The 15,347-nt window shown below is 69.6% G+C and carries 16 protein-coding genes; 4 read left to right on the forward strand and 12 right to left on the reverse strand.

Annotation, left to right across the window (positions count from 1 at the left end; all coding sequences use genetic code 11):
* Positions 1-236: 236 nt before the first annotated feature.
* The 5 genes from DEJ51_RS31005 to DEJ51_RS31025 all read right to left on the reverse strand — a co-directional run bounded on the left by DEJ51_RS31005 (position 237) and on the right by DEJ51_RS31025 (position 4,145).
* On the reverse strand, positions 237-428 hold the full coding sequence (locus tag DEJ51_RS31005) for a hypothetical protein (protein ID WP_150260943.1): 192 nt from the start codon (positions 426-428) through the stop codon (positions 237-239).
* Complete coding sequence (locus DEJ51_RS31010; protein ID WP_150260944.1) at positions 425-1,417, reverse strand: DUF2637 domain-containing protein; 993 nt, start codon at positions 1,415-1,417, stop codon at positions 425-427. The genes DEJ51_RS31005 and DEJ51_RS31010 overlap by 4 nt, the downstream gene beginning before the upstream one ends.
* 79 nt (positions 1,418-1,496) lie before the next feature.
* Entirely contained in the window at positions 1,497-2,144 is a 648-nt protein-coding gene (locus DEJ51_RS31015; protein ID WP_150260945.1) for a WhiB family transcriptional regulator, read from the reverse strand.
* Between the two features lie 109 nt (positions 2,145-2,253).
* Positions 2,254-2,949 (reverse strand): ATP-binding protein, encoded by a 696-nt coding sequence (locus tag DEJ51_RS31020; RefSeq protein WP_150262259.1) that lies wholly within the window; start codon positions 2,947-2,949, stop codon positions 2,254-2,256.
* 56 nt (positions 2,950-3,005) lie between these two features.
* Positions 3,006-4,145, reverse strand: a complete 1,140-nt coding sequence (locus DEJ51_RS31025) for a hypothetical protein (RefSeq protein WP_150260946.1) — start codon at positions 4,143-4,145, stop codon at positions 3,006-3,008.
* Between the two features lie 1,037 nt (positions 4,146-5,182).
* Here DEJ51_RS31025 and DEJ51_RS31030 point away from each other — a divergent pair.
* Positions 5,183-6,529: a helix-turn-helix transcriptional regulator gene (locus tag DEJ51_RS31030; protein ID WP_150260947.1), complete on the forward strand. Its 1,347-nt coding sequence runs from the start codon at positions 5,183-5,185 to the stop codon at positions 6,527-6,529.
* 193 nt (positions 6,530-6,722) lie between these two features.
* Positions 6,723-7,184, forward strand: a complete 462-nt coding sequence (locus DEJ51_RS31035; RefSeq protein ID WP_223836244.1) for an acyl-CoA thioesterase — start codon at positions 6,723-6,725, stop codon at positions 7,182-7,184.
* A gap of 183 nt (positions 7,185-7,367) precedes the next feature.
* Here DEJ51_RS31035 and DEJ51_RS31040 read toward each other — a convergent pair whose 3' ends face one another.
* The 4 genes from DEJ51_RS31040 to DEJ51_RS31055 are packed head-to-tail and all read right to left on the reverse strand — an operon-like array spanning position 7,368 to position 10,687.
* Entirely contained in the window at positions 7,368-8,549 is a 1,182-nt protein-coding gene (locus DEJ51_RS31040; RefSeq protein WP_150260949.1) for a cysteine desulfurase family protein, read from the reverse strand.
* Positions 8,546-9,490, reverse strand: a complete 945-nt coding sequence (locus DEJ51_RS31045) for a hypothetical protein (RefSeq protein WP_150260950.1) — start codon at positions 9,488-9,490, stop codon at positions 8,546-8,548. The genes DEJ51_RS31040 and DEJ51_RS31045 overlap by 4 nt, the downstream gene beginning before the upstream one ends.
* 22 nt (positions 9,491-9,512) lie before the next feature.
* The gene (locus DEJ51_RS31050; protein ID WP_223836047.1) at positions 9,513-10,130 is read right to left on the reverse strand and encodes a hypothetical protein; all 618 of its coding nucleotides are present in this window, start codon (positions 10,128-10,130) and stop codon (positions 9,513-9,515) included.
* A gap of 5 nt (positions 10,131-10,135) precedes the next feature.
* On the reverse strand, positions 10,136-10,687 hold the full coding sequence (locus tag DEJ51_RS31055) for a dCTP deaminase domain-containing protein (protein ID WP_150260952.1): 552 nt from the start codon (positions 10,685-10,687) through the stop codon (positions 10,136-10,138).
* Between the two features lie 220 nt (positions 10,688-10,907).
* On the opposite strand from DEJ51_RS31055, the gene DEJ51_RS31060 reads away from it, so the two are divergent.
* Together DEJ51_RS31060 and DEJ51_RS31065 are read left to right on the forward strand one after the other, a co-directional pair.
* Positions 10,908-11,975 (forward strand): LysR family transcriptional regulator, encoded by a 1,068-nt coding sequence (locus tag DEJ51_RS31060; protein ID WP_190620775.1) that lies wholly within the window; start codon positions 10,908-10,910, stop codon positions 11,973-11,975.
* Positions 11,976-11,991: 16 nt separating this feature from the next.
* On the forward strand, positions 11,992-13,347 hold the full coding sequence (locus DEJ51_RS31065; protein WP_150260953.1) for a methyltransferase domain-containing protein: 1,356 nt from the start codon (positions 11,992-11,994) through the stop codon (positions 13,345-13,347).
* A gap of 27 nt (positions 13,348-13,374) precedes the next feature.
* On the opposite strand, the gene DEJ51_RS31070 is transcribed toward DEJ51_RS31065, so the two are convergent.
* The 3 genes from DEJ51_RS31070 to DEJ51_RS31080 form a co-directional block, all read right to left on the reverse strand.
* On the reverse strand, positions 13,375-13,692 hold the full coding sequence (locus tag DEJ51_RS31070) for a nucleoside triphosphate pyrophosphohydrolase (RefSeq protein WP_223836048.1): 318 nt from the start codon (positions 13,690-13,692) through the stop codon (positions 13,375-13,377).
* A 128-nt stretch (positions 13,693-13,820) separates the two neighbouring features.
* Positions 13,821-14,402, reverse strand: coding sequence for a hypothetical protein (locus DEJ51_RS31075; protein WP_190620783.1), 582 nt, complete (start codon positions 14,400-14,402; stop codon positions 13,821-13,823).
* Between the two features lie 12 nt (positions 14,403-14,414).
* Positions 14,415-15,281 carry an SAM-dependent methyltransferase gene (locus DEJ51_RS31080; RefSeq protein WP_190620785.1) on the reverse strand — a complete coding sequence of 289 codons (867 nt, stop codon included), beginning with the start codon at positions 15,279-15,281 and terminating at the stop codon, positions 14,415-14,417.
* Positions 15,282-15,347 lie beyond the last annotated feature (66 nt).

Consider the following 15,347-nt stretch of genomic DNA (forward strand, 5'->3'; position numbering starts at 1 on the left):
CGGGGAAGAGTGTCTTGGCCGATAACTTGCTCCTCCTGGGTATGAGTTGGCGCCAGGCGAACAATGGTCACGTCCGGGGGGCTCGGCCGGTCGGACGGGCTGGTCCTGCTCCGCTTCGCGCGGGTTCTCGGCTGAGGTCATCGGCGTTTTCGGCTCCTTCCGGGAGGAGAGGTGCGGGAACGGGGCGGCGGCCCGGGCGCTGGTCGGTCCGGCCCGCCGTACGGGCAGGGGGCGGCTCACCCGCACAGGGGGCAATGGGTGTAATGGCGGGAGAGGGCCTTGGCCATGTTCTGCTTCACCGCCAGGGCGTGACGCGTGCTCGACTTTGAGGCGGTGCTGCCCGCGTGACGGGTGGCGTGGTTGCGCAGGAACGTGATGTCGCGTTCGTATCCGGCCTTCAGGTCGGTGAATCGGTCGCACGTCTTCATCGGCGGGTGGCTCCTTCGGAGGATGTGGTGGGGGCGGTGGCGGCCCGAAGCGCTGTCAGGACGGGACCGATGTGCTCGTTGCCGAGGGGGATTCCGCGGGCGCGCATGATGCCCCGCAGCTGCGTCCTGGTGATCTGCGCGTTCCCCTCGGCCGCCAGGACTGCGGGAACGTCGGGGAGGACCAGCTCTACGACCTCGGCCTCGGACAGGCGACGCGGTCCGGTCCGGCGGTCCGACCGTCCGGCACCCACCTTCGCCCGGACGGTCCGGGGGCGAACCGGGCCGGTCCGAGTTTGACGCGGTCCGGGTTTCGGTCCGGGGCGGGGCGGTCCGGTGGGGGTGTCGGTCCGGTCCGGTTTGGGTCCGGTCCGGGGTTCCGTGCGGTCCTGCGGTTCGGTGGTCCGGCTCGGGTCCGGGTCTGGTCCGAGTTTCGGTCCGGGGCGAGGCGGTCCGGTGGGGGTGTCGGTCCGGTCCGGGTTGGGTCCGGTCTGGGGATCTGTGCGGTCCTGCGGTCCGGCGGTCCCGCTCAGCCTCGGTCCGGTCCGGGTCTCGGTCTGGCCGTTCCGGACGGGCCTGGCGACCCGCTGCTGGATCTGCCTCATCAGGACTCCGAAGGCCAGCATCGCGCCGGTCGGTGGGACCGCCGCGACCACGTAGTCGAGGAGCGGAACAGGCCCGGCGGTGGTGCCGTTCACGCCGGCCACGTTCAGGGCGATCGATCCCAGTGACCCGACAGCCGTCAGCCCGATCGCCCACCAGTCCGTGACCCTGCGAAGTCCGGCCCGCAGCATGAGCAGTTCGCCTGCGACGATGAACATGTCCAGCGTGGCGGGCCAGGCCCACTGCCGGATGGGCGAGCGGTCCAAGCCGTGTCGCCCGGCGACTTCGGCGAGGTGGGCGTAGGAGAGCCAGAATCCGGCACCGGTCAGGACGATGATCACTGTCCCGGCAGCGATCAGGGCGTATCGGTCGGCGGTCTCCTCGGTCAAGGGCTCCCTTTCTCCGGGCTCGCTGGGGGATGTGGTGTGCGTCCGCTGGTGGGGCGGGCGGGAGGTAGCGCCGGGCAGTTCAGGCCGCCTTCTTCAGGGCGTTGATCAGTTCGTGCGTCTGGACCTGGCGGGGCACCTGGCAGAACGTTTCCTCGGGGGCGGTCTCGCTGCTGACTTCCTCGCCCTGCTCCGGGGCGCCGGCTTCTTCGCTGTCCGCAGCCGGAACCTTCCAGTACCGGTCGCGGTCGGCCACAGCGTGGCGGGCCTCGCGGAGGAGGTCGCGGGCGTGGTCGAGGTCGATGCGGAGGGCATAAGCCAGGCGTGGGGCGCTCCAGCCGCGGATGTAGGCGGCGCGGGTGACGGCGTCGCGCTCGGACGCAGTGAGGTGGACGTCACGGCCCATGAGCGCGGCGCGGACCCGGGCGTAGTCGAGGCGCTTGGCGACCTTGGCGTGCCACGGCTTGCGATCCGCCTCGGTCAGGCCGCCCCACATGCCCCAGCGAATGTCGTTGTCCAAGGCGTGCGTGAAGCAGTCCTGGCGTACGGGGCAGGCGCCGCAGAGCGACTTGGCCTCGGCGATGGCGGCGTGGGCGCGCGGTGCGGAGAAGAACAGGCGGTCGGCCTCGTCGGGGGCCAGGTCGTGGCACCTCCCGCGGGCGTGCCACGAGATGTCGGCGATGCCGCGCAGTTCCGCAAAGGGCTGGGTATTGGTGGTGATGTGGCGCATGGGAAGGGTCTCCAGGGCATGCCGGGCGGCGGCGAGCGGATGCGGCACGCGGCGGCTGCCGGCGGACCGGCTCGCGGGCCGGGCGTTGGAACGTGGTGGGCGCCGCGGGTCAGGCGGCGCGGAAGCGGCGGTCGGGGCCGTCCAGGTGGACCGGGGTGCACATGCCGGACAGGCGGCTCAGCACGCGGTCGCCGACCTTGTCCCGCAGCACCGGTGTGCCGGAGCCCGTACCCGGCATGCGGACCGGTGGCAGGTTCGAGGTGACGATCGTCGGCAGGTGGTTCTGTGCCCGCCAGTTGAGCAGGCGGTAGGTGATCTCCTCGGTCCACTCGCTGCTCTTGGCGGCGCCGAGGTCGTCCAGGAGCAGCAGCGGCATCCGCACGATCCGTCGCAGGAGGTACTCGGGATCGCTGCCGCTTCGGGCCCGCATCTCGCCGTACAGGTCGGCGGCGGTCGTGGCGTGCCAGCGCACCCCGCACCCGGCGGCGGTCAGGGCGCGGATCGCGGCGTACGCCTGGTGCGTCTTGCCGGCGCCGGTCGAGCCCCACAGCAGCAGGCTGCGGCCGTGGGTGATCTCCCGCTGCCCGGGCGTCCCCCAGTGCGGGATCAGCGGGCTCGCCGCGTGGCCGACGGCGCTGCCGGCGATGCTGTGGACCCACTCGGCTACGGCGGGATGCTCGACCTGGGCCTGACGGTAGTCGCGCGGGATTCGCAGCTGAGCGGCCTCAAGAGCGGGGATCGCTTCCGGGGTGTCCGCGACGGGAGCGGTGGGGTCGATGCCGCGTTCGGCGAGCTTGCGCCGCATCCAGGTCAGCGAAGCGTTGTCCGCGGTGGTCTCAGGGTGGGCGAGGCTGGTGCGGTTCACAGGGCGACTCCGAAGGTGCCAGTCGGCTCAGTGGGGTTGAGGTACGGCGTGTAGGCGGGGGAGGCGCTGGCCCAGAGCCCCGCGCCGGAGGCGGAGGACGGGCTCGAGCTCGACGACGGCGCCGGGCCGGCGTTGAGGAGCTCGTTGACCAGGCTCGGCAGGACGCTGGGGTTCAGCCCCTTGGCGCGCAGCCGCTCCAGCGCTGGCCTCAGGACGTCGGGGCCGTAGCCCTCGTCCAGCAGCGAGCGGAGCTCCTTGCCCAGGTGCCCGAGCACCTTCTTCGGCGGACGTCCTCCGGGGCAGGCGCGCAGATACTCGGCCATCAAGACCTTCGCCGACCACTCGCTCGCGTCGGCCGCTTCCAGCACCGTTTCCTGGGAGGATCCGAGCGCGGGCGCATCGCGCCCCCTACGGGAAGATCCAGGATCCAAGATCCTAGATCCAGACCGTGAGCCCTCAGTGAATGTGGCGCCTGCCACCTGCTCTGTCGGGGCCGCACTGCCCTGACCTGCGGATTCTCTTGCAGGGCTTGCAGGGGGCGGGCACGGGACCGATGTGGCGACGATCTCAGCCTCCTGGGCGAGAGTGGCGCGCGTCACGGTGAGGGTGGATGCGGGCGAATCGGACGGAACGGTTCGCGTGAGCACTCCATGAGCGGTCACGGAGTCGCTTCCGCCGACGGTGCCCGCGGGCGCCTGGTGGGCTTCGGGGGTTGGCTGTCGGGGGCTGTCACCCGCTCGGATCTGGGTGTGGCACTGGGGGCGGTCGCACTCGCCGCACGCCTTCGCTGCCTCGTGGGTCGGGCAGCGCGGCAGTCGTGAGTCCGAGGCGCGGTTGATCTTCTGGTGCCGGTCCCAGGTCACTATGTGCAGCCAGGACTTGCCGTCACAGCCTGTGTACCGGCACACCAGGCCGGCCTCGGCCAGCTGCTCCAGGTCGCCGGCCACGTGGGCGGGGGTGTGCTCCGGGCGCAGCGCCCACAGCCGCCCGGCGATGACGGCCGGGTGGTCGCGGAATCGTCCCGAGTCGTCCGCCTGGGTCAGCAGCCCAAAGAATGTGACCATCGCGGTGACATCGACGGCGGCGAGGTCCTCGGATTCGAACGCCTCGGGCTTGATGGTGCGAATGCGTGCCATCAGCGCTCACCCCCGTACCAGCGGCCCGAAATGGGCGGGTGGGCGGTGTTCGCGGCGCGTTCCGCGGCGACGGTCCGGAAGCCCGGCCTTTCGCGCAGGGGCGTGCCCATGCAAAACTCTCCCTGAGTGATGCCGCAGCCGGTGTGCCCCGTTGGAAGGGCCGGTGCGGTGATGACGGGTCTCTCCGGCCGTTGCCTCGGCTGGAGATACGGCTCTTCGCGTCCGGCGCCCGGGAGTTGCCTTCTCCCGGGCGTCGAGTGCTTTTACGGACTAGCCGCTTGGTGCGTCCTGCATGTGTTCCTGTCGCCGGTAACCGGGTTGCCTCCCGGTTGGGGACGACGAACATACGCAGACGTCCACGCAAGATCCAGACCTGGCTCTACAGACCGTGAAAAGTTGCCCATGCCAAGCATTTTGCTGCTGTGTCGGCGTGTGCGGATGTGGGCTGCTGTTCGACGCCGTCGTCCGCGTGCACTCCGGGCACGCCAAGAAAGATCTTCAAAAGAGCCCCCACGTTCATGAACCGGCAGGCTGTCGCGCTGTACCGGCTGGTCAGGTTTGGATTTAAGCCCGCAGGCAAAGGCTTCGTCAACGGCACCCCGACGGGAATCCACGCGCGTAGATTGATGCGTGGGATGTATGGGGGTTGCATGGAGATGCTTGCCAATCCTTCTATTTGTAAAGGGGGTTGGGAGGCGACGACCTATCTGCTGGCGTGATCGTCGGCGGCGTGAATGATCATTCGTCCCCTTGCAAGAAAAACCGGCAAGGATTTGCCGCTTTTCCGATCATGGAAAACCGCAGGCTTGGGAATGTCCAGATTCGTCACGGAAGGCGGCTGGGTGCAGGTGGGCATGGTTGCACGTTTAACCAACCGCCCTGTGGTCGACGCCACAAATTACAGAAAGGGTTCAAGGTCGTCGTATCGTCTTTGTGGGAGACATCCGGCCGGGGGGCCTGCATTCGTGCTGCCCCTCTTTTTTCATACCTTCGACCGGATGCCGCCCTGCAGACTGCGGAGACAAAGGAAGAGCCTCATGGTTGCTCAGGGGATAGTCCCCTTCGGCGATGACCGCGCCGAGAACAAGGGCGCAAACGGCGGGGAAATCGCCGGTCAGTTCATGGGGTTCGGTGGCTGGCTGAAGAGATGGCGCCAGGCGGCGGGGGTCACCCAGTCCCCGGTGGCCAAGGCCCTCGGTATGGGGGTCCGGACCTACCGCAACGTGGAGAAGGGGGCCGTCCCGCCTCGGTTCACCAAGCCCCAGTGCGAGGCGCTTGCGGACCTGCTCGGACTCGACAAGAGCGAGCGCCACGCCCTGCTGCTGTACAACATCGGTACCACGCTCGACGGCGACCCGCAGATCGACGCCAGTCCGGAGCTGCGCCGGGCACTTCGCCTTCTGATCGACAGGCAGATGCCCTCGCCTACGTACCTCACCGACCGCAACTGGAACGTCCTCGCGTACAACGCGGCGATGGCCGAGTGGTGGCCCTGGGTCATGGAGCCGCGCGCCAACCTCATGCGCTGGGCCCTGACGAACCCCGAGGCGCGCACCCAGTACCACGACTGGGAAATGCACGCTGCGGCCTACATTCGCCTGCTGAAGTTCGCCCAGGCCACCCACAAGGACAACACCGAGCTCATAGACCTGATCGCCGAGGTTCGCCAGAACCCGGACGTCGAGCGGATCTGGCGCACCGAGGCCGATCTGGAAGCCGACCGGGACGGCCACGTCTTCCGGATGATCATCCCCGCCCTGGGCTGGGAGACCGTCGAAGTCGTCTCCCACGTCCTGTACCCGGCGTCGATGCCCCACTGCCGATTCGTAGTGATCACCTGGGTCGAGACCGAGTCCTCCGATGACGAGACCGACGCCTTGGGCGGCAAGCGCAACGCCTGGGCCCATGCTGAGCCCAGCCTGTCCGCTCCTCAGCCCTCTGCCCAGGCCGAAGCCGATGCCGCCCGCCGCCGTGCGGCCCGTGCGCTCACCGCCCGCCTGGTCGTCGACAACGCCAACGAAGCCGCGGCGCTCGCAGGCCCCGACGGCGTCCCGCTCCCCGCACTCAGTGCGCTGGCAGGTCCGGAGTGCCAGCTCACCCTGTCGCCCGAGAACCACTTCGTGGTGTGGGCCATCCGGGAAGCGCCTGGAGAGTGGGGCATCACGCAGCTGGGGGCCGGAGCCGTCATCGACCGCATCCACCACCCGATCGTCGACCCCCAGGCCCGAGCGGAGCTGAAGCTGCTGCTGCGCGCCTCGCTGCCGAACTCCGTCCAAGCGGCGTTCAGCCGACTCAGTGAGCAGCTGCCCCAGGCAGACCTCCGGGCCACCCTCCTTCGCGAGATCTTCAACGACCTCCAACAGGGCGAGGACCTGCGCCGCTAACTGGTGTGGCTAGCTCGTTGACCAGAGCTAGCCACTTACTGTCACGACTGGTGCTGTCTCCGTCTGGGGGCTGGGAGGTCGGGGCGTGGTCGTCCGGACGACACGGAACGTCCGGACGGCCGATGCCCGCGGCTCCTGGGCCATCGGCAACGGGGGATGCGCCAGCCCCTCCTTGGATCGGCCGGGCGCCTCGATGGCGCGGCAGATCCCACAACTCTCAGGAGCCGCTGTGTCTCGACACATCTACCACTGCCCCATTCGCTGGTCGGACCTCGACGCGAACGGACATCTCAACAGCTCACGTTACGGCGTCCTCTTGGAAGAGACCCGCATGCGCATGTTCAGCATGCTGGTCCCCAAGGACCCCGCCGAGCGCCTGGCCCGCAACTTCCTCCTGCGCGAGCAGACCATCCGTTACAAGCACCCGCTCGAGACCTGGGAGACCCCGGTCCGCATCGAAGCCTGGGTGACCGACGTGAAGCGGGTCTCCCTCACCTTCCACTTCGAGGTGAAAGACGATGAGCGCGTCTACGCCACCGCGACCTCCGTCGTGGCGGGCTACGACTCCATCCGGGGTGGCATCCGCCGTTTCGAGCAGGACGAGCTCGACGTGTTCAACAGCTACGCCGACAGCACGCAGGACGCGGGCAACTGATCCACTTCGGGCGGGCCCATGGCTCATTCCCTGCCTTGCCGGGGGCCGGCAGACTGGCTTGCCGATCGGAGGTCAGCGCGCTCGGGCGAGGCCTGCGATCTCTGACATCCCCGGCCGAAGGGGGCAGCTCTGACCCCAAACGGTCCAGGGGGAGCGGTGGTGGCGCCGGCCTGGAGGCGGTGGCTACCGAAACTGGTCGATTCCACCGACCGGCGTACAGGCCATGAGCGGGTGCGCGGCGGCGCCGACGATCATCTTGAGGGCCAGGTCGATGTCGGAGCCGGTGGTTGTGCGGCCGAGGCCGAGGCGGAGGGTCCGGCGGGCTGCGGCCCGGGACAGGCCGATCGCGGTCAGGACGTGGGAAGGTTCGGCGGAGCCGGTGTTGCAGGCGGAGCCCGTGGAGGCGGCGAGGGTCGGCATGTGGTCCAGGAGGTCGGCGGCCTCCACGGCCGGGAGGGTGATGCTCAGGTTGCCCGGCAGTCGGCGGCGAGGGTGGCCGTTGACGGTGGCGCCCTGGATCGCGTCGCAGAGCCGCTGTGCGAGGCGGTCGCGCAGCGCCCGGATCTCTCCATTCGGGGTGACGGTGTCGGTCGTGATCAGCGCTGCGGCGGCGCCGAAGCCGACGATGGCGGGAACGTTGAGGGTGCCGGCGCGTAGCCCCCGCTCCTGCCCTCCGCCGGTCTGGAGGGCGGTAAGGCGGGTGCGGCCGCGGATGAACAGTGCTCCGATGCCCTTCGGCCCGTAGAGCTTGTGGGCGGACAGCGAGACGAAGTCGGCGTCGAGCCCGGAGGTGTCGATGAGGCCGTAGCCGGCGCTCTGCGCGGCGTCGGTGTGCATCAGGATCCGGCGGTGGTGGACGACCTCGGCGATGGCTTCGATCCGCTGGATGGTGCCGATCTCGTTGTTGGCGTGCATGACTGACACCATGACGGTGTCCGGCTTGAGTGCGGCGATGACGTCGTCGGGCCGGACGCTGCCGTGGCTGTCCACATCGACACGGGTGCAGGTGTAGCCGTGGTGGTTGACGAGGTACTGGCAGGCGGCGAGGACTGCCTTGTGCTCGATGGTGGTGGTGACGACGTGCCCGCCGTGGGGCCGGGCGGCCAGGGAACCCCCGACGATCGCGAGGTGGTTGGCCTCGGTGGCGCCGGAGGTGAACACGATCTCGACGGGGTTCTTCGCACCGATGAGGTGGGCGACGTGCCGGCGGGCGGCGCTGACCGCCCGGGATGCGGCCTGGCCGTAGGCGTGGGCGCTTCCGGGGTTGCCGAACTGGTCGGTGAGGAAGGGCATCATCGCGTCGAGCACGCGAGGGTCGAGCGGGGTGGTGGCCTGGTGGTCGAGGTAGATCGGCCGGTCGGTCATGCGGCCGCTCCCTTCGCTCGGCGGGTGGGGGTTGCGGCCGCGGCGTACTTGCGCTCGCCGTCGACGAGGTCCCAGTAGACGGTGCGCGCGTCGGCGAAGACGCTGAAGGCGGTGCCCAGGCAGCGCCAGTTGCGGTTGGGCTGGGCGCGAGTCAGGACGAAGGAGTCCTCGAACAGCCTGCCCGCGCGGCGCATCATGGCTGGCTGGGGGCTCTGGGGGCCGAAGAGGTGGAGGAACCCGCGGCCGCGGAGCCAGGCTTCGGCGTTCTCGGCGCTGGGCGTTCCGGAAAGCTGGCCGCCGTCGCTGAGGGTCTGGGAGGCGAGGCGCTCCAGGCGGCGCCGTCGGCGGGCGTCTTCGCCGCCGGGGCATTGGTCGCCGGTGATGGTCCACTCGTTCCAGCGGGGGGTGCTGAAGGTATCCCAGTCGACATCGTTGAGCTGGGCGGTGACCTGCGGGGGGAGCTCGCCGCGGGTGAGGTCGGCGACGTCGTAGCCGGGGCCGAGTCCTTCGAGGGTGAAGGTGCCCGGCCGGCCCGGGCCCGGGCGGTCCATGCGGACCATCACGGTGAGCTTGTTGGTGAAGCGGTTGGTGGGGCCGGCGAGGATGACCGCGCGCCCGGCGTCCAGGAGCGGTGCGGCGCGCTGCGCGATGTCCGCGACGGGGAAGGTGTTGCCGCCGCGGTAGTACTGCTTGCGTTCGACGCCGCCGTCGGAGCGGATCATCAGGCGGTCGGTGTCGAGGGCGGCCGCGAGGACGCGGGCAGCGGTACGGATCTCGGTGGGGGTCTGGCCGGGGCGTAAGAGGGTGGCGTTGAGGGTGGGCAGGCCAACGCTGTGCAGGACGGCCATGGTGGCCCACTTCGGCCACCGGCGGTCGCGCGCGGCGCGGTCGAGTTCCTGGTGGCCGAGGCTGTGGAGCGGGCGGGGCAGGGTGGTGGTCACAGGGTGTCCCCCCTCTGCGTCGTCAGGCGCCGGTGGCGAGGGCCGCGGTCAGGGTGTCGAACGTGAGCTGCCGGTGGTCGTTGAAGGGGTGGTCGCGCCAGTCGTACTGCTCGGGGATGCCGAGCTGGTCGGCGACCACGCGGCGGACGAACTGACGCTGGAAGCGGCCATCGGCCGGCCAGTAGTGGTGTTCGCCCGGGCGGGCCGAGAGGTAGAGGTAGGAGCTCTCCGCGGCGGCCGGGAGGTCGGTGAGGGAGTCCAGCCGCTGGCCCGGGCCGCCGACTTCCTCGTACGCGGTGAGGATGGCGTCGGCGTCCTTGACGGGGATGATGTGGAGGTGGACGTGGCTGCAGCACGACGCGCCGCGCTCGCAGTCCCGCGGGCCGTGCTCGGCGACGATGGCCGGCCCGAAGTGGCTCTGGACCAGGGCGCGCATCGTCTCCAGGCCGGCCTCGACCTTGTGGAGGTCGGTGGCGGGGAAGTCGGCGGCCGCGTCGAGGTGCTCCAGCGGCATGAAGAGGTTGTAGCCCGGGGTGAGGCAGCCGATGGTGGGCAGCAGCACCCAGCCGTCGGCCTCGGTGATGATGCGGGTCTTGGGCGCTCGCTCGTTGAACTCGGTGCAGAACTGGCAGTCGTCCATGGGTCTCACCTCTCGGACGGGCCGGCGAAGAACTCGTCGGCGTAGCGGCTTTTCAGGTGGGTGGGGTCGCCGTAGAAGGGGTGCGCGGAGGGGACGGGGCCACCGCCACGGGGGAGGAGGAGAAGGCGGGCGACCGGCATCTCGACGCGCAGGCGGAGGGTGGCCGGGCCGTGGTTGACGAGCTCCAGGGCCAGGTGGCCGGACCAGCCGGGCAGGACGTACGGGCTGGTGATGTGGACGGCGAGGCCGACGCGGGCGAGGTGGCTGAGGCCTCCGATCACCCCGTACACGTCGGGGCCGAGGGTGAGCGGCTGCGCGACGGGGACGATGACCATTTGCTGGGGGCGGAGGTTGTAGGTGGTCCAGTTGTCGATCTGTACGCCGTAGAGGGCGTCGATGCTGGCCTGGTCGGCCAGGTCGACGATGCCGTAGCGGGGTTTGTGCAGGGGCTGGATCACGTCGCCCAGCGTCAGTAGCAGGCCGTCGCCGCGGAGTTCCCCGGGCCAGGTCAACCCGCCCGTCTCGGCGAGGTGCTTGATCGACTCGGCTGAGAGCATAGGTCACCCCTGGGCGTGAGGCAGTGGAGTGGAAGGCCGCCATCGGATCGAAGGCGCCTGAGAAAATGGTCCATTGGTTAGCTCGCCATGTCTCCATGTCCGACCGAACATTTAGAGGTTTTCTCGGCGTGAAATGCGGTGAAGTCCACTACTGATGTCCGCTCGGACAGTGCAAGCTATGGGTGCCTGGCGGCGCCGCCGTCGCACAGGGGAGGGAAGCATGAGCTCGTTACCGTTCGGACCGCTGACCGTGCCCGGCCCCGAGGGGTTCAGAGGCGATCTGCTGCGCTGCTCACCGCACTTGCTGGATCTGACCTGGGACCAGATGCGCACGCTGGTCGTCGTCCACGAGGAGGGCACCGCGCTGGCCGCGGCCCGGATCCTCGGGCGGGAGCAGTCCAGCGTTCAGAAGCAGCTGGACATCCTCAACCGCAACTTTCAAGCGCTCACAGGTGAGTTGCTCGTGATCAAGCAGGGACGGGGCCGCGAGCTGCTGTTCACCCCGACCGGGCTTGAGGTCGTCGACCGCATCCGCGCGACGTTTTCCGACTGGCTCCAGGGCATCGCGGCGTCCCGCCGGCGGCTCGGCAGCCAGCTGACTGTGGGCACGACGGAGTTCACCCTGGGGTTCCTCGGGCGGGTGTGGGAGCGGATCGAGCCGGAGTTCATGGAACGCGAGGTGGAGCTCAAGGTGGTCCACGTGCGCACCCGAGACTTCCGCCAGCGGCTGGACTCCAACCAGGTGGACCTGCTCTGCGGAGGGATGGCGGCGCCGGCCGACGGCGGGCTCGTCGCCCCGGAGTACGACTTCCTGGAGTGGCACCGCGAGGGCCTGGCCCTGCTGACCAACCTGCCCGTACGCGAACTGCCGGCCCGGAAGGTCGGCGTGGAACGGCTGCGCAACCTCCCGCTGGTCATCCCCTCCCGCGGGGTGATCGCGGACTTCGTCGAGCATTGGTATGGCCCAGACTTCCGCGCGCACCTGCAGATCGTCGCCGAGATCGACGACATCTACTACGGCCTGGCCCTGCTGCGGTCCGGCATGACCTACGGCTGCATGCTCTGCGCCCGGTCGATAGGCGAAGCCGCCGTTCAAGGCCGGCTGCCCGGCGGCGAGGGCTTCCGTCTGGTCGACTTCGCCGACGACTTCGACCCCGTGCTGGAGCTGGTGAGCGGGGTGTTCGCACGGAAGGGCGAGCGGGACTCCTACGGTCCCTCCCACCCGCTGAACATTCTGTGGGAGGCCTTCCGCGAAGAGGCCGCCTCCGGCCGTCCGCTGCCCCTGTGACTCGAAGGAGCCCTTCATGATGCTCGCCTCGATCAACCTGAACAAGCGCATGGGCGCGGACGGCGCCCGAGCCCACCTCGCGGCCTGGCTGCGGTCTCGCGACGTGGCGGTCGTCGTTGCTCAGGAGCCGTACAAGCCGTACAAGCCGGCCGACCGGCGGCCTCCGGTTCTGCCGGGCTACGTCTTCGCTGGCGGCGACGGCCACCTGGCCACCTGGGTGCGCGAGGAGGTCCGCGTGCCGGTCGTGTCGGCGCCGACGGATTGGGCCCAGCGCCTGGAGCTGGGCTGGCTCACCGTCGTGCAGGTCCATCTCGACGCGTACACGAGCGCTGCGCGCGCGTCTCAGCTCGTCGACCTCGCGTCGATGGCCGCGGGCGAGAAGGGGCGGCCATTGCTGATCTGCGGGGACTTCAACCTGGCGCCCCGGCCGGAGGACGGCGTCTACGGCGACGAAGTCAGCGGCTTCACGGCCGACGCCGAGCGCAAGGCTCTGGAGCAACTGCTCGACTCCGCTGGCCTAGTGGACACCAGCAAGGGCGAGGGCGACCCCACGTTCACCTTCGAGCGCACGTTCTCCGGCCGGCTCAGCCGCTTCCGGTGCGACCTGGCACTACTCAGCGACCACCTGGCGCCCGAGACGCCGGTCACCACGGACGGCACGGTGCGGACCGGAGAGCAGTCGTTCACGGACCACTCCGCCCTGCTGCTCGATCTCCCGGTCACGCCCGACGCGGCGGACCCGCCGGAGGACGTCCTGTTCTCGATCGGGGAGCTAACCGGTGCCGATCCGGCTCCAGGCATGTACCGGGCTTACCAGCCGCACAAGACAGCCATGAGCCGCCAGGGCCCGTCCCCTGCTGCCCGGGCCGTGACGGCTACGCTGGCCGGCCCGCTCGGCGTATCGACGCTGCTGGACCACGGGTGCGGACGGGGAGCGGACGTGGCGCACTACCGGTCCGCCGGGCTGGAAGCGGACGGCTACGACCCTCATGCGGACTTCGGGTGGCCGCGGCCCGAGCGCGGCGGGTACGACCTGGTGACCCAGGCGTTCGTCCTGAACGTGTTGCCCAACCCCTGGGAACGCGTTCGTGCCCTCCAGGACGCCGCATCGTTCGTACGGCCTGGAGGGCACGTGCTGGTGGTGACTCGCTCGCCCGAGGAGATCACGAAGGCGGCGGCCGCCGGGGGCTGGGCCCGACACCATGACGGCTTCTGGTCCAGCGAGGGCAAGGGGACCTTCCAGCGCGGCATCAGCTCCGAGGAGGCGGTGCTGCTTGGCCGGCACGCAGGGCTTTCGCCCGCGGGGAACTCGGCGCCGAGGCTCTCGCTGTCCGGGGTGAGCCATGTGCTGCTCGGCACGGTGGCGGGCTAGATGCGGTCTGGGCCGGCGGCCGCTCGATCAGTGGTTGCCGGTCCAGACAATGCGGTCGGCGAAGCCTCCGCGCTGATCGGCCTTGTCCTGGCGGATCTTCTCCAGCTGCTGGTGGTCGATGCCGTAGTCGGCTGCAAGGGCGTAGACGACCTCAAGGACGTCGGCGAGTTCGTCCGGCGCAGTGGTCGCGTCCGCCTCCTGGACCTCGAGGACCTCCTCGGTCAGCTTCGCGTGGAGGCGGGCGCGGTATTCCGCCGGCTCCGCCACGTAGACCTGGGGCTCGAGTCCGTCCTCGCGGATGATCTCCGGAATTCGGTCCCGGACCAGCTTGCCTTCGAGCAGCACGTTCTCTCCCGCACCAGTTCGCCTGTGGCAGGCAGCGAGCCCACCGTCGTGTTGTTGGAGCCTAGAGACGGCGCCACGTGCGCCGCCGTGAAAACCACAAATCCCACCCGATGCAGTCATCCGGGCGCTCACTCGTCAGCAGCAGAGGTCACCTGCCGCAGCATGCCTTCGGCCCACAGCTCCGTTCCCGTGGCGACCATCAGGTCGAAGTGGTCGATGTGCTCCGGTGCGCGCTGAAGACAGGTGAGCACTCCGCTCGGATCCTGGCGCCGTCGTACGGCCGCCCAGCCACACGTCCTTTCGAGGTACCACGCGACATTCATGTCGCGGACCGAGCACCTGAGCCACGCGGGCGGCTGGTCCTGGCGGGCGGCGTAGTCGCCGGCCCACAGTGTGATCAGCCGCCCAAGGCGCCGGTGTTCCGGGTGCGTGTGGACCAGGCGGAGCCCCCAGCTCGGCTCGGTGCGCTCGTCATCGGTCCAGGCACCGCCAGGGTCGCCGTGGTGCAGAGCGAGGGAGGCAACGAGTTGCTCGTCCTCCCACATTCCGACGAGTTGGGTAGCCGGGTCGGGGGCGGACAGGAGGCGGAGAAGGACGCTGCCGTCGTCCCAGGTGGGCCTGCCTTCTCTCTCGTCGTGGTCCTGGCGGTCACGGATGAGGCGGGAGACGGGCTCCCGGTCCTCGTTGGTCAACTGCTGCATCAGGTACATGGTGGTCTTCTTCTAGGTGGAGGGTTTGATGGCGACTCCGGCGTAGCCGGCGGAGTGGAAGTCGGGGGCTTTCGATTCGTGGTGGCCGGGCTGGTGCCGCGCAGTGGGGATGACACGCACGGGACCGCCGTAGAGGTCCTCCCAGTCCCCGAACAGGTCTGTGGTGAAGCCGCGGCCGCGGGGGCGGAAGGAGAGGCCGGCCTCGGCGTACACGCCCGTGAGCCGCTGGATCCAGGTCGGGGTCATGTCAGCGGTTGCATGCGTGACGGACAGGGCGCTGCCGGGCGGCAGCCACTCACGTAGGGAGGCGACGCAGCGGCGTATGGCGTCGTTGTCCGGGATCCACGGGAAGACGTCGTGGGCAAGGACGGCGATCGGGCGGTCTCGGGTCACCGCGACGTCCCGCGTGAGCTGCTCGAGGAGGTCGACCGTGTTCGTGATGTCTGCGAGGAGCGTTCGAGTGCGAGTCTGACTGGCGGTGGCCGCGATCTCGGTGCGCCGGGCGTTGACGACGTCGGGGTCGTTGTCGACGTAGGTGACGGACGCGGCATGCCAGCGCCGTTGTACGACCTCGTGGGTGTTTTGGGACAGGAGCGGATCGGCGGCGCCGGGCTGGCCATTCGCCGGATACCCGCACCCGAGGTCCAGGATCTGAGTGATCCCTCGCTGGGCGATGGTGTCGGTGATGAGCAGGTGGTGCTCACGGTTGATCCTGGCTGCCGCGGGTTGGCGAGGGAAGACGTTCCTGACGGCGCGTGCGACGTCTTGATCGCCTTCGTGGGGGCTTCGTGTCCCGAGCCAGACAGCGGACAGTCTGGAGGAGCTGGTCTGCAGGGGAACCGGTTTCACCATGGGTAGACGTTCATCGGCGAGGCTCACGCCGTCGTCCTCTCGCAGGTGGGGTCGGGTCTGGGGCCGGCTCGTCCCCCGCAATAGCCGCCGGGA

The sequence above is a fragment of the Streptomyces venezuelae genome (assembly GCF_008642275.1).
GTDB classification, from domain to species: Bacteria; Actinomycetota; Actinomycetes; order Streptomycetales; family Streptomycetaceae; genus Streptomyces; species Streptomyces venezuelae_E.

Bases quoted from the DNA above. Each gene is read 5' to 3' on its own strand.
- DEJ51_RS31005 (WP_150260943.1), bottom strand. From the start codon at position 428: ATGAAGACGTGCGACCGATTCACCGACCTGAAGGCCGGATACGAACGC.
- DEJ51_RS31015 (WP_150260945.1), bottom strand. From the start codon at position 2,144: ATGCGCCACATCACCACCAATACCCAGCCCTTTGCGGAACTGCGCGGC.
- DEJ51_RS31020 (WP_150262259.1), bottom strand. From the start codon at position 2,949: ATGCGGCGCAAGCTCGCCGAACGCGGCATCGACCCCACCGCTCCCGTC.
- DEJ51_RS31025 (WP_150260946.1), bottom strand. From the start codon at position 4,145: ATGGCACGCATTCGCACCATCAAGCCCGAGGCGTTCGAATCCGAGGAC.
- DEJ51_RS31030 (WP_150260947.1), top strand. From the start codon at position 5,183: ATGGTTGCTCAGGGGATAGTCCCCTTCGGCGATGACCGCGCCGAGAAC.
- DEJ51_RS31035 (WP_223836244.1), top strand. From the start codon at position 6,723: ATGGCGCGGCAGATCCCACAACTCTCAGGAGCCGCTGTGTCTCGACAC.
- DEJ51_RS31040 (WP_150260949.1), bottom strand. From the start codon at position 8,549: ATGACCGACCGGCCGATCTACCTCGACCACCAGGCCACCACCCCGCTC.
- DEJ51_RS31050 (WP_223836047.1), bottom strand. From the start codon at position 10,130: ATGGACGACTGCCAGTTCTGCACCGAGTTCAACGAGCGAGCGCCCAAG.
- DEJ51_RS31055 (WP_150260952.1), bottom strand. From the start codon at position 10,687: ATGCTCTCAGCCGAGTCGATCAAGCACCTCGCCGAGACGGGCGGGTTG.
- DEJ51_RS31060 (WP_190620775.1), top strand. From the start codon at position 10,908: ATGAGCTCGTTACCGTTCGGACCGCTGACCGTGCCCGGCCCCGAGGGG.
- DEJ51_RS31065 (WP_150260953.1), top strand. From the start codon at position 11,992: ATGATGCTCGCCTCGATCAACCTGAACAAGCGCATGGGCGCGGACGGC.
- DEJ51_RS31075 (WP_190620783.1), bottom strand. From the start codon at position 14,402: ATGTACCTGATGCAGCAGTTGACCAACGAGGACCGGGAGCCCGTCTCC.